Here is a 13,533-nt window from a genome sequence, read left to right as displayed (position 1 = left end):
GAAAATGAAGTCGTTTTCAGTATGAATTGAAAAAAGTTAGAAAAAGCTGTAAAATAAAGTGAATAGTAGGAAAATGTTGAGGAAGCTTTATGAAAAATAAACGTTTATTAGCTAGCTTGCTGGCTTTAGCAGCTCTTATTGTTATTCTTCTTGCCTATCAGGCTTATGATCAGTCTAAACAGAAAAATTCCAATGCTAACACTTTTAAGTTAGGAGTTCTGCAATATGTCAGCCATGAAGCGCTTGATGAGATTTACCGCGGTGTTAAAGACGGTTTAAAAAAAGAAGGCTATTCAGGCAAAAAGGTTAAAATTGAATTTTTAAATGCCGAGGGAGATCAAAGCAAAGTTCAGACCATGAGCCAAACACTGGTTAATCATAACAATGATTTACTGATTGGTATTGCCACACCTTCAGCGCAGGGACTTGCTAGTGCAACTAAGTCTATTCCAGTTGTTATGGGAGCTGTTACGGATCCAGTTGGGGCTAAGTTAGTCAAAAATCTTAAAAAACCAGATGGTAACGTTACTGGTGTATCTGATAAAACACCTATTGCTGCACAAGCAAAACTTATGAAGACCCTAACCCCTAATGTTAAAACAGTAGGAGTCCTTTATTCCAGCAGTGAAGACAATTCAAAATCGCAAGTAGAAGAATTTAAACAAAAGGCAAAAGAAAAAGGCCTTAAAGTTTCAGAGTATGCCGTTCCTTCGACTAATGAAATCTCAACGACTATGAATGTGCTGCTTGAAAAATCCGATGCTGTTTGGCTGCCGCTGGATAATACGATTGCCAGTGCTTTTCCAACAGTCGTATCAGCTGCTAAAAAGGCTAAAAAACCCATTTATCCAAGTGTTGATACCATGGTAGACCAGGGAGGATTAGCTTCTGTTGTCGTGAACCAGTATGAGCTTGGTCTTGCAACCGGTAAAATGGCAGCTAAGATTCATAAGGGGCAAAAGGTTACTGATACACCTGTTTACATCTTTGATAAGGGAAAACCCATTATCAATAAAAAAGTTGCTAAGACACTAGATATTAACATTCCGGCTGAAGTTTTAAAAAGTTCAGCAAAATAAAGCAGTTAAAGTGCTGCTCCTAAAAAGAAGGGAAAGAGAAGAACTCTCAAGGTTTTTTTGGCCTCTCTCTTTTTATAATAACGTCAAACTATTACACAAAAAGGATGGATAAATGTTACTTTCAACCATTTCACAAGGCTTTCTTTGGGCTATTTTAGGCCTGGGCATTTTTATGACCTTTAGAATTTTAGATTTTCCTGATATGACAACTGAAGGATCCTTTCCTTTAGGAGGTGCTGTAGCCGTTACATTAATCACTCAGGGAACAAATCCTTTGCTGGCAACCTTGCTGGCCGCTTTATCAGGCTGCCTGGCAGGTTTGGTGACGGGTCTTCTTTATACTAAAGGCAAAATCCCAACGCTTCTATCAGGCATTTTAGTGATGACTTCCTGTCACTCCATTATGCTGATGATTATGGGACGCGCTAATTTAGGACTTTTAAATGCTAGTAAGCTGCAGGATTTGCTTCTTTTTTCAGATGCGACAAACCTTATTGTTTTAGGCTTGGTCTTTGTCACTTTAGTTGTGGCTGCTATGATCTTCTTTTTAAATACCCGCTTGGGGCAAGCTTATATCGCAACAGGTGATAACCGTGATATGGCAGAGAGTTTTGGCATCAATACAGACAATATGGAATTGATGGGGCTTATTTTGTCCAATGGTGTGATTGCTCTTTCAGGAGCTCTTATCAGCCAGCAAGATGGCTATGCTGATGTTTCTAAAGGAATTGGTGTCATCGTTATTGGACTGGCAAGTATTATTATCGGTGAGGTGCTTTTTTCGACAAATTTAACCTTACTAGAACGTTTACTGGCTATTGTTATTGGTTCTGTTTTGTATCAATTTTTGATTTTAGCAGTGATTTCACTAGGCTTTAAAACCAATTACCTTAAACTCTTCAGCGCTCTTGTTTTAGCTATTTGCCTCATAATTCCGCAGCTGAAGAAGAAATTTTTTAAGGGAGTGAAGCTAACACGATGACTAAAATTATTGAATTAAAAAATGCCACAGTACAGGTTAACAATGGTTTAGATGATGCTAAGACCATTTTAGATGACGTTACTCTGACGATCTATGAACATGATTTTTTAACTATTCTTGGCGGCAATGGAGCCGGAAAGTCAACCCTTTTTAATGTTATTGCTGGAACCTTACCTTTGACAGAAGGCAGCATCACTGTTATGGGAGAAGATGTGACCTTTATGACAGCTCAAAAGCGTGCCAAATATATCTCCCGCGTTTTTCAAGATCCTAAAATGGGAACAGCTCCTAGAATGACAGTCGCTGAAAATCTGCTAATTGCGAAATACAGAGGGGAAAAGCGCCGTTTAATTTCCCGTCGTATCCAAGATCACAAAGAAGAATTTCAGAGAATGATCGCTAAAATTGGCAATGGCTTGGAGAATCATTTAGAGACTCCTGCAGGGCTTTTATCAGGCGGTCAGCGTCAGGCCCTTAGTCTTTTAATGGCAACTATTAAAAGGCCAGAACTTTTATTGCTTGATGAGCATACAGCAGCACTTGATCCTAAGACAAGTGCAGCCTTGATGAATTTAACAGAAAAGTTCATCAAAGACGATCATCTTACAGCGCTTATGATAACACATCGTATGGAGGATGCTTTAAAATACGGCAATCGTTTGTTGGTGATGAAAGATGGCTGCATTATCCAAGATTTAGCTGCTGATAAAAAGTCAGAAATGACCATTTCAGACTACTATGGATTGTTTGAATAAATTGAAATAATCACTAAAAAGTTGTATACTAACTGTGTATGCAATTTTTTATTGCCCGCAGTAATTCGACTTGGCCTGTCAAGGACCAAGGACCGTTTGTATAAAAATATTATTATAAGGAGGAATAATGAGCACAATTAAAATGATTGCTCTGGGAGGAGTCCGCGAAAACGGCAAAAACTTCTATATAGCAGAAGTAAATGACTCTATATTTATTTTGGATGCTGGATTAAAATACCCAGAAAATGAACAGCTGGGAGTTGATGTTGTCATCCCTGATATAGACTATCTTATTGAAAATAGGGATCGTGTAGAAGGAATTTTCTTAACACATGGGCATGCTGATGCTATTGGGGCTCTGCCTTACGTATTGGCAAATATCAAAGCACCGGTTTTTGGTTCTGAGCTGACTATTGAACTAGCTAAGCTGGTTGTGAAAAATAATGAAGCAACTAAAAAATTTAATAATTTCCATCTTGTAGATGCTCAAACAGAAATTGAGTTTGACAATGCCCTAATTTCATTTTTTAAAACAACGCATTCTATCCCAGAAAGCCTTGGAATTGTTATTGGCACTGAGGAAGGAAATATCGTCTATACAGGTGATTTTAAATTTGATCAGGCTGCAAGTCAGCTTTATCAAACCGATTTAGCCCGTCTTGCTGAAATAGGACGTGAAGGCGTATTAGCTCTTTTATCGGATTCTGCTAATGCTGATAGTAATATTCAAGTGGCCAGCGAGGCTGAAGTCGGTATTGAGATAGAACAGGTGATTTCTAACTGGACTGGCCGTATTATTGTAGCAGCAGTAGCTTCTAACCTAGCTCGTATTCAGCAGGTTTTTGATTCAGCTGCTCATAATGGCCGCCGTGTTGTTCTCACCGGATATGATGCTGAAAATATAGTCCGTACTGCTATCCGCTTGAAAAAACTATCTGTCCTTGATGAGAAATTAATTGTCAAACCAAAAGATATGCATAAGTTTGAAGAACATGAGCTTATTATTTTGGAAACTGGCCGTATGGGTGAACCGTTGAATGGCTTGCGTAAAATGGCAATTGGCCGCCATCGCTACGTAGAAATAAAAGATGGTGATCTCGTTTATATTGTAACAACACCGACACTTTCTAAAGAGGCGGTTGTTGCACGTGTAGAAAATATGATTTACAAAGCAGGTGGGACGGTTCGCTTGATTACACAGGATTTACGTGTTTCAGGGCATGCTAATGGCCGTGATCTGCAGTTAATGATCAATCTTCTTAAACCTCACTATCTTTTTCCGATTCAGGGAGAATATCGTGAATTATCTGCCCATGCTGATCTAGCGCTTGAGCTAGGGATGTATCCTGAAAATATTTATCTTGTCAAGCGTGGGGATATCATGGTTTATGACCCAAAAGATGGTTTCAGGCATGAAGGAAGCATCCCTGCAGGAGATGTCATGATTGATGGCAATGCTATTGGCGATGTTGGCAATATCGTGCTGCGCGATCGTAAAGTGCTTTCTGAAGATGGTATCTTTATTGTTGCTTTGACTGTCAATCGAAAAGAGAAGAAAATTATCTCCAAAGCCAGAATTAATACACGTGGATTTGTTTATGTCAAAAAAAGCCGTGATATCTTACGTGATAGTGCAGATATCGCTAATAAGACGGTTGAAAGTTACTTGTCGCAGGATAGCTTTGATTGGGGAGAATTAAAATCCCTTGTCCGTGATGAAATCGGAAAATTCCTTTTTGACCAAACTAAACGCCGCCCAGCAATTCTGCCGGTCATTATGGAAGTTAAATAAGACATACAAAAAGATCTAGGGTGCAAAATCCCTAGTTTTTGTATCTATAAATATTAGTGAAAATATTAGTGAAGATTTTACGCTTAGGATTAAAAGAAGCCGATGGATAGAGATAGGTTTGTTTTTTGTATTGCTAAGTCATCAGCTCTCCTTGGCTGGATCCGCAAAAGGCAAGCTTCTGGTATGTTTTAGTTTTACCAAAATAGTAAAGTTTGTGCTATAATGAGACAAACATAAAGAAAGGGAAGATAAATGGCTTTTTTTCAAATAGAGTATCATTCAAAAAGTTTAGGGATGGAACGTCATGTTAATGTTATTTATCCTGATGCTTCAGAAATCAAAGAACAATATATTGATGATAAAGACATACCTGTCCTTTATCTCTTACATGGTATGGGGGGCAATGAAAATTCCTGGTCAAAACGCACAGCCATAGAACGCTTGCTTAGAAAGACTAATTTAATCGTTATCATGCCGTCAACAGATTTAGCCTGGTATACCAATACGGCTTATGGTCTAAACTACTATGATATGATCGCTGAGGAACTGCCGCAAATCATGCAGCGTTTCTTTCCCAATATGACTAAAAAGCGAGAAAAAACTTTTATAGCTGGGCTTTCTATGGGCGGTTATGGCGCTTATAAAATTGCTCTTTCAACAGACCGATTCTCGTATGCAGCTTCCTTTTCAGGAGCGCTTGGTATTGGTATTGATGGTCAGGATTTAGGAGACGCCGCAGGAGAGACGCCGCATTATTGGGAAGGTATTTTTGGTCAGCTGCAAGATAAAAAGGTAGAAGGACATTTCCTAACGGCCTTAGCAGAAAAATCTGATAAAAAGACTAAGTTTTATGCTTGGTGCGGTTATGAAGATTTCCTTTATCAGTCCAATGAAGCAGCTATAGCCAAATTAAGACAGTTAGGGCTTGATATTGACTATCACAATGATCATGGTAAACATGAATGGTATTATTGGGAAAAACAATTAGAGCAGCTGTTTTTATGGTTACCGATTGATTATGTCAAAGAAGAAAGACTAAGTTAAACCATCAAAATCATTTATAGTAAGATTATTAAATGAAACCAGTTAGTATAGGATAGGATTATTTTAGCTGATGTAAAAGATGAATTTTTTACATCAGTTTTTTTGCTTAGACTAGTTATCAATAATGCCCTTAAGGAATAGTCCCTCGTCTTTTATTTTTCTAGAAAGGTTTTTAAACCTTGATATGATAAGCTTTATATAGAAAAAAGTAAATAGTTGCTAATTTTTTTGGAGCTTGCTATACTAAATTAACATAAGTTTTAGGATTTTAAATAATAATATAATAAATAAGAAAAGAGTGTTATTATGAAACAATTATTTAAAATTTTGTTCCTTATTCCAAGATTAATTGTGAATATTATCTGGAGTTTTTTAAAAACAATCTTAGTATTTACTATTTTAATTTTGCTCCTTCTTTTTTTAATTAGTCCCAATAAAGACAATTTTACATCAGATATTTCTAGTCAGCTTCGTAAGATACCGTCCTTTTTCAAGAGTGATTTAAATCTAAAAGAAATGGGGCGTAAGTTAGCTACAGACAGCTACCAGCACCAAGAGGGCAATAGATGGGAAACAAATTCAGCTAAAGTCTACATTGCTTCTACCAATTCTACTTTGAAAGAAGCTTATCAGTCAGCTATTGAGAATTGGAATGCGACAGGCAGTTTTCATTTTACTATTGTTTCTGATCAAGCCGCAGCCAATATCATTGCGACAGATCACTCTGACAGCCAGACCCAGGCAGCTGGAGTAGCAGAAACACAGACAAATGCGCTAACCAATCGTATCAGCCATGTGGACGTTAAGCTCAATACTTATTATCTATTGAATGAACAGTATGGTTATACGCAAGAAAGGATTATCCATACAGCAGAACATGAACTTGGCCATGCTATTGGACTTAACCACAATGACAGTGAAGCTTCTGTAATGGAATCATCGGGTTCTTATCATGGTATTCAGCCTGATGATATTGCTGCCGTTAAAAAGCTTTATTCGTCCTAATTTATTAATATTAGAAACCCACATTTTTATTTAATATAAATACCATAATTAAAATGCTGTAATTCATTTACAGCATTTTAATATTACTTTATTAGAGAAATTTTATTGTAAACTCATTTTTATCAAATATATATAATTAATTGAAAAAATAGGAAATGGCCCTTATTTTATAAGCATTTTTTTAATTTTTTAATAAAATAAATGAAATTGTTTTAAGATAAATAGGAGCAAATTGTATTGAATTTGTAATAAGTTAGTGATATTCTATTAAAGATGTATTGATTAGCTTTACATTAAATTTTGATTATCATGAAGAGGAAACATGAAGAAAATTAAAGTTATGCTTGTTTTTGGTACAAGACCAGAAGCAATTAAAATGGCTCCTTTGATCAGAGCTCTGAAAAACCATTCTGATCAGTTTGAGCCTGTAACTGTTGTAACAGCTCAGCACAGAGAGATGCTGGATCAAGTCTTGGAAACATTTGATATAAAACCAGATTATGATCTGAATATTATGAGCAAGCAGCAAACACTGTCTACCATTACGACAAATGTTTTGACCCATCTTGATTCCATTTTAAAGACAGAAGAGCCAAACATTATTTTGGTCCATGGCGACACGACGACTACTCTTGCTGCTAGTATCTCTGCCTTTTATAATCAAATTAAAGTTGGTCATGTTGAAGCTGGTCTTAGAACCTGGGATAAGCTTTCCCCTTTTCCAGAAGAAGTAAACCGTCAGATAACAGATGTAGTGTCTGATCTCTATTTTGCACCTACTTATCAAAGCCGGGAAAATCTCCTCAAAGAAAATCATCCTAAAGAGTATATTTTCGTTACAGGAAATACTGCTATTGATGCTTTAGATTTAACAGTCAAAGATGATTATCATCATCCGGTTTTGGATCAGATTAATCCTGAAAACAGGATGATATTACTTACTATGCACCGCCGTGAAAATCAGGGAGAACCGATGCGCCGTGTTTTTACAACCATCAAATCTGTACTTGATCAGTATCCTGATCTTGAAGTTGTCTATCCTGTTCACCTCAGTCCGGCGGTTCAAAAAGTGACCCAAGATATTTTGGCAGATACTAAAAGGGTACACTTAATAGAACCGCTTGATGTCGCTGATTTTCATAATTTAGCTAATAAGAGCTATTTTATTATGTCCGACTCTGGCGGTGTTCAGGAAGAGGCCCCATCGCTTGGTAAACCTGTTTTGGTCTTACGTGATACAACAGAACGTCCTGAAGGTGTTGAAGCAGGTACTTTAAAATTAATCGGAACGAATGAAGAAGATGTTAGAAAGGCTATGATTCAATTATTGGATAATAAAGCAGACTATCAAAAAATGGCACAAACGAAAAATCCTTATGGAGATGGTTTTGCTTCAGAAAGAATTTTAGAAGCTATTGCCCATTATTTTAAAGGCAGTCACAGGCCTGAAGATTTTGGAATGGGGGAGTAATTAAATGAAGCGTTTATTGTCCCTTTTCTTCCATCTGATATTGTTGATCCTAACAGTTAGCCTTAGTTTGTATACTGCCCTTCACTATGGCTTTCTTGTGTTTGGAATTTATGCTTTTTTGATCTTGATAGCTATTGTAACACCGTGGTTTTTAACTGATTTATTAGTAGCCTGGACAGAATTATTTTCGATTGTCATTGCATCATTCATGCTGACTATTGGTATTTCTTATTTTCAAATGTGGGATCGTATCATCTTAATTTTTGCTTTCCCGCTTGTCTTGTTTGCTGCTGATCAAATAGAAGGTTTTATTTTAGAGAAAAAAGATGCTATTGCTGTACAAATTTCAAAAGCTAAAAACTACTATGAATACTATGCTCGTAAAGCTAAGCGTTCTGAAGATATTACTATTCAGACCATGTTAGTCAGATGGGCTCATGCAGAGCAATTTAAGCAAACACAGCCTAAAGAATATTATGCTACTATAAAAAGGATAAACCGTGCTATTCTTAGATCCAAATATGATAGTGATCGTCTCTTTTATTTAAGAAATGGTTTGTTTCTTCTAGTCCAGACAAAATCTTACCCTGATTGGCATCTTAGCCTTGAAGAAGAAATTAGTATTAATCTTAGCAGACTGCGTTTTAACAATGAAAGCAGCATGCATGAGATTCAGTTTCAGTATGCTTATCAAGCCATTAATCATAAAAATTGGAAACGTTATGCTTACTATGAAGATCTTATCAAAAGGCTGGAGCGTCTTTTGGAAACCCATATTATTGTAGAGTATTAAGAAAGAGAAAACGATGAATCTAACAAATTTATTTTTCAATATTGGTTTAGGGATCAGTCTTTTTTTTGCAGTCTGTTTTATCCTATTGTTTATCTGTTATTTGATTATTTTAGAGCGTGTTAACAAAAATTTTAAGGCGGTGGATGATGATTAGTCAGATTTTAATGATTATCAGTTTAATTTCTATTTGGTCTTCTTTAGCTATGGCCTTGATTATCCTGATGTCAGCGGTTCATTTTTGGTTTAAACACAGTAACTTTGACGTTGATCTCAGCCCTTTAGATGAGTATCCTGTGGTGACTGTGGTTGTTCCGGCTCACAATGAAGATGTAGTCATTGCTCAGACTGTTCAAGCTATTTTGGATATGAAATATCCTAAAGATAAAGTTGAAATTCTTCTTTTTGCAGATAATTGCGAAGACAAAACTTATCAGGAAATGCAAAAAATTAAAAATCTGCCTCAATATGCTGACCGTGATGTTACTTTGATTAATCGCAGCGGTACTGGCGGAAAAGCAGGTGTCTTAAATGACGCTTTAAAAATGGCTAAGGGAGACTATATCTGTGTTTATGATGCGGATGCGATGCCTGAGAAAAATGCTCTTTATTTTCTGGTGCAAAAAGTTATGGAAGATCCTAAGCGCCATGTGGCAGCTTTTGGACGCAACAAAACACGCAATGCCAATCAGAATTTTTTAACACGATGTATCAACCAAGAAATTGTGGTGACACAAAGGGTTTTGCATGTAGGGATGTGGCATTTGGGAAAGATTGGACGTATTCCAGGAACAAACTTTATTATTAATACTGAATTTGTTAAAAGTATCGGCGGATGGCGAAATGGTGCGCTGACAGAAGATACAGATATTTCTTTTAAAATTATGCAAAGCGGCAAGCTGATTGCTTTGGCGCATAATTCAGAAGCTTTTCAGCAAGAACCCGAAACTCTTAAGTCTTATTATTTACAGAGAAAACGCTGGGCTAAAGGAAATTATGAGGTTGTTATTGCCAATTTCAAACATCTTTTCGGCCGTGGCAATTGGCGTGTAAAATGGGAAGTTTTCTATTATACTTGTACTTTCTTTTGGTTTAATGCAGCAATTGTTCTCTCTGATATTCTCTTTTTTGCTAATTTAATAGCTTTAGTGATCGGTTTCTTCAAACCTGGTGTCCAAGTGCCTTTTGCTTTTGATTCTAATAATATTTATATGGCACAATTATTGCTCTTTAATTGGTTTTTGATGATTCTGCTTTACCTTTTGCAGGTTTCTATTTCTCAAGCTACTCAATATGGTCAGGCAACCGTTAAACAAATTTGGATTGCTCTGTTAGCTTACTTTACTTACACCCAGCTCTTTATCATAGTATCCATTTCTTCTGTTTTTTCAGTTCTTATGGATAAAATTTTGCGCCGCGAGGGTACAAAATGGGTTAAAACAAAACGATTTGCAGGCTAGAGGAGAGAAAAGTGAAAAAAAAGAAATTAAAATACATTTGGCTCGTACTTTTGTTGCTGTCAATGATTGTTGGTTTTTACTTTATTCGAATTAAGGGAACTGATGATATGCAAAAAGATACTTATAAAAAGTGGTCTAAATACTATGTTGTTACGCAGGGAAAAGAAGCTTATGTAAAAACAGCAACAACTGATACAGATGTCACAGCGCTGTCAGAAGGTCAAGGCTATGGTATGTTCATAGCAGTAGAAGCTGCTAAGAAAGGTGTTAATACAAAGAAAGAATTTGACAGACTGTATCGTTACTATATGGATCATCGGACAGCTAAGACACAATTAATGTCTTGGCAGCAAAAAGTTAAGACAGACGGTACGGTTAAAGATGCTGAAAATAGTGCGACAGATGGCGACTTATACATTGCTTATGCTCTGATAAAAGCAGCAGCGCTTTGGTCTGATAAGGCAGCTGAATATAAAAAACAAGCTAGGCTGCTTTTGAAAGATATTTTAGCTTATAATTATAATGCAGAAACAAAGTCTTTGACTGTAGGGAATTGGGCCGTAAAAGGAACGGATTACTATGATCTTGTAAGGACTTCTGATATTTTACCTGAACAGTTTGATACTTTTTACGATTTTAGCCATGATTCGACGTGGAAGTCTATTAAATCATCAATGCTAGCAAGTTTGGAAAAAATGAGCAATCAGCATAATACCGGACTAGTCCCTGATTTTATGTGGGTTCGTGAATCTGGAGAAATAAAGGCTGCAAAAGCTAATCTTGTAGCCAGCGCCTATGATGGTGATTACTACTATAATGCTTGCCGCATGCCTTATAATCTAGCTCGCAGTCATAACAAAAAAGGCCGAAAAATTTTAAAGAAGATGATGAATTTCTTCATGGATGAAAAAGTGATTTATGGAGGTTATCAGTTAAACGGTAAGCGTTTGGTCAATCATAAATCGGCCAGCTTTGAAGCTCCTGTCTTTTATGCAGCTAAAACTTTGGGACATCAGTATGAACGGCTTCACCAGCAGGAAAAAAACATCTTTATTAAGGGCTTATCAAAAACAAATTATTATGATTCTGCTTTAATAACGATGGCTGTTCTGTCTGATTAAATAATGAAAAAAGATAGCTAAGGCTGTCTTTTTTATGTAGATGGAAACTAGCTTAGAAGGGTAAGTTTTGATAGAATAAAGATATGATTATTTTACAAGGAAATAAACTTGAGCGTTCTTTTTCAGGAGAAGTGCTCTTTGATAATATTACAATACAGGTTGCTCAGCATGATCGAATAGCTTTAGTTGGTCCCAATGGTGCTGGCAAATCAACACTTTTAAAAATATTAGTTGGAGAAGAAAGAGCCAGCGCAGGAAGCATTGATAAAAAAAGAGATTTGTCTTTATCTTATTTAGCTCAAAACAGCCGCTTAGATTCTTCTAAAACTATCTTTGATGAAATGCTTCATGTTTTTGAGGATTTAAGAAAAGATGAAGAACGGCTTCGCCATATGGAAATGAAGATGGGTGAAGTAGAGGCTGTTGAGCTAGAAGATTTGATGCATACTTATGACAAACTGTCTGAAGACTTTCGGCAAAGAGGCGGCTTTACTTATGAAAATGAGATTAAAGCTATCTTAAATGGTTTTAAATTTGATGAAACGATGTGGTCAATGCGGATTGCTGATTTATCTAGCGGTCAGAATACCCGTTTGGCTTTAGCAAAAATGCTTTTAGAAAAACCTGAACTTTTGGTTTTGGATGAACCAACCAACCATTTGGATATTGAGACAATAGCTTGGCTGGAGAATTATTTAACACACTATCAAGGAGCCTTGATTATTGTTAGCCATGACCGTTATTTTTTGGATAAGGTGACTACTGTAACTTTAGATTTGACGAAGCATTCCTTAGATCGCTATATAGGAAACTATTCTCATTTCATGGATCAGAAGGCTCAAAAACTGTTAGCTGCAGAGAAACTATTTGAAAAACAGCAAAAAGAAATTTCTAAATTAGAAGATTTTGTCCAGCGTAATATCGTCCGTGCTTCAACGACTAAAAGAGCCCAATCACGCCGTAAACAATTAGAAAAAATGGAACGTTTAGAAAAACCTGAGGGATATGCTAAGTCTGCAGACATGACTTTTAAAGCGGATAAACCTTCAGGCAATGAGGTCTTAAATCTTACTGATGCTGCGATTGGTTATGATGGCATCAGTTTGTCTGGTCCTATTAATGCAGACGTCAAAAAGTTAGATGCTCTGGCTATTGTGGGACCAAATGGTATTGGCAAATCAACACTGATAAAATCTATCGTTGGCTTACTGCCTTTCATCCAGGGAGAAGTAAAATACGGAGCCAATGTTCAAATGGGGTATTATGATCAGACGCAGTCCAGCCTGACTCCTGGAAATACTGTATTAGAAGAACTATGGTCTGCTTTTCCGACAAAGCTGGAGCTAGATATTCGTAATTGTCTAGGAGCTTTTCTTTTTTCTGGCGATGATGTTCAAAAGACTGTCAATATGCTGTCTGGAGGTGAAAAGGCACGTTTGCTTTTAGCAAAATTGTCAATGGAAAATAATAACCTTTTGTCTTGACGAACCAACTCATTTGGATATTGATAGTAAAGAAGTTCTTGAAAAAGCTTTAATCGATTTTGATGGGACACTTATATTTGTTAGCCATGACCGCTATTTTATCAATCGTTTGGCAACTAAAGTCTTAGAAATTTCTGAAAAAGAATCTCATCTATATTTGGGTGATTATGATTATTATCTCATGAAAAAATATGAACAAGAAGAAAATACTAAAAATACTCAAGTTAAAGCAGAAGAAACTTCTAGTACTAAATCTTCCTCTGCAGACAATTATAAAAATCAAAAGGCCAGCCAAAAAGAAATCCGCAGGCTAAGGCGCCGTATTGAAGAGGTTGAAAATCAATTAGAGGAAGCTGAGCGAGAAACAAAAGAGCTGTCGTTGCAGATGACTCAAATAAATGAAGCTCAGCAGCTTATAGAGCTCCAAAAAGAACTAGATAACTTGAGTGATTGTCAAGAAAGGCTTATGAAAGAATGGGAGACATTGTCTGAAGAACTGGAAAAATATTAAATATTTGAATTGGATATACCTCTATAGTTTGGTTAAACC

At 36.4% G+C, this 13,533-nt stretch carries 10 protein-coding genes and 1 pseudogene; all 11 read left to right on the top strand.

Annotated features, from left to right (window positions below; all coding sequences use genetic code 11):
- Positions 1-89: 89 nt before the first annotated feature.
- Positions 90-1,079, top strand: a complete 990-nt coding sequence (trpX, locus tag STRMA_RS04165) for a tryptophan ABC transporter substrate-binding protein (protein ID WP_003081092.1) — start codon at positions 90-92, stop codon at positions 1,077-1,079.
- Positions 1,080-1,191: 112 nt separating this feature from the next.
- Positions 1,192-2,061, top strand: a complete 870-nt coding sequence (locus STRMA_RS04160) for an ABC transporter permease (RefSeq protein ID WP_003080150.1) — start codon at positions 1,192-1,194, stop codon at positions 2,059-2,061.
- Positions 2,058-2,816: an ABC transporter ATP-binding protein gene (locus tag STRMA_RS04155; protein ID WP_003080549.1), complete on the top strand. Its 759-nt coding sequence runs from the start codon at positions 2,058-2,060 to the stop codon at positions 2,814-2,816. The genes STRMA_RS04160 and STRMA_RS04155 overlap by 4 nt, the downstream gene beginning before the upstream one ends.
- Before the next feature lie 127 nt (positions 2,817-2,943).
- Complete coding sequence (locus tag STRMA_RS04150; protein ID WP_003080198.1) at positions 2,944-4,608, top strand: ribonuclease J; 1,665 nt, start codon at positions 2,944-2,946, stop codon at positions 4,606-4,608.
- Positions 4,609-4,860: 252 nt separating this feature from the next.
- Positions 4,861-5,652 (top strand): alpha/beta hydrolase, encoded by a 792-nt coding sequence (locus STRMA_RS04145; RefSeq protein ID WP_003080458.1) that lies wholly within the window; start codon positions 4,861-4,863, stop codon positions 5,650-5,652.
- Between the two features lie 306 nt (positions 5,653-5,958).
- Positions 5,959-6,657, top strand: a complete 699-nt coding sequence (locus STRMA_RS04140) for a M57 family metalloprotease (RefSeq protein WP_003081644.1) — start codon at positions 5,959-5,961, stop codon at positions 6,655-6,657.
- 322 nt (positions 6,658-6,979) lie between these two features.
- Entirely contained in the window at positions 6,980-8,128 is a 1,149-nt protein-coding gene (wecB, locus tag STRMA_RS04135) for a non-hydrolyzing UDP-N-acetylglucosamine 2-epimerase (RefSeq protein ID WP_003082332.1), read from the top strand.
- Positions 8,129-8,132: 4 nt separating this feature from the next.
- Positions 8,133-8,921 (top strand): hypothetical protein, encoded by a 789-nt coding sequence (locus tag STRMA_RS04130; RefSeq protein ID WP_003079718.1) that lies wholly within the window; start codon positions 8,133-8,135, stop codon positions 8,919-8,921.
- 146 nt (positions 8,922-9,067) lie between these two features.
- Complete coding sequence (locus STRMA_RS04125; RefSeq protein ID WP_003081294.1) at positions 9,068-10,378, top strand: glycosyltransferase family 2 protein; 1,311 nt, start codon at positions 9,068-9,070, stop codon at positions 10,376-10,378.
- Between the two features lie 11 nt (positions 10,379-10,389).
- Positions 10,390-11,499: a glycosyl hydrolase family 8 gene (locus tag STRMA_RS04120; protein WP_003081181.1), complete on the top strand. Its 1,110-nt coding sequence runs from the start codon at positions 10,390-10,392 to the stop codon at positions 11,497-11,499.
- An 83-nt stretch (positions 11,500-11,582) separates the two neighbouring features.
- A pseudogene (locus STRMA_RS04115) lies at positions 11,583-13,494 on the top strand (ABC-F family ATP-binding cassette domain-containing protein).
- Positions 13,495-13,533: the final 39 nt, after the last annotated feature.

The organism is Streptococcus macacae NCTC 11558 (assembly GCF_000187995.2).
Classification (GTDB): Bacteria; Bacillota; Bacilli; order Lactobacillales; family Streptococcaceae; genus Streptococcus; species Streptococcus macacae.
Note: the sequence above shows the minus strand (reverse complement) of the source record. Positions and strands in the feature narration are given on the sequence as shown.

Excerpts from the sequence above, each read along its gene's own strand:
- trpX (WP_003081092.1), top strand. The coding sequence starts at position 90 with ATGAAAAATAAACGTTTATTAGCTAGCTTGCTGGCTTTAGCAGCTCTT.
- STRMA_RS04160 (WP_003080150.1), top strand. The coding sequence starts at position 1,192 with ATGTTACTTTCAACCATTTCACAAGGCTTTCTTTGGGCTATTTTAGGC.
- STRMA_RS04155 (WP_003080549.1), top strand. The coding sequence starts at position 2,058 with ATGACTAAAATTATTGAATTAAAAAATGCCACAGTACAGGTTAACAAT.
- STRMA_RS04150 (WP_003080198.1), top strand. The coding sequence starts at position 2,944 with ATGAGCACAATTAAAATGATTGCTCTGGGAGGAGTCCGCGAAAACGGC.
- STRMA_RS04145 (WP_003080458.1), top strand. The coding sequence starts at position 4,861 with ATGGCTTTTTTTCAAATAGAGTATCATTCAAAAAGTTTAGGGATGGAA.
- STRMA_RS04140 (WP_003081644.1), top strand. The coding sequence starts at position 5,959 with ATGAAACAATTATTTAAAATTTTGTTCCTTATTCCAAGATTAATTGTG.
- wecB (WP_003082332.1), top strand. The coding sequence starts at position 6,980 with ATGAAGAAAATTAAAGTTATGCTTGTTTTTGGTACAAGACCAGAAGCA.
- STRMA_RS04130 (WP_003079718.1), top strand. The coding sequence starts at position 8,133 with ATGAAGCGTTTATTGTCCCTTTTCTTCCATCTGATATTGTTGATCCTA.
- STRMA_RS04125 (WP_003081294.1), top strand. The coding sequence starts at position 9,068 with ATGATTAGTCAGATTTTAATGATTATCAGTTTAATTTCTATTTGGTCT.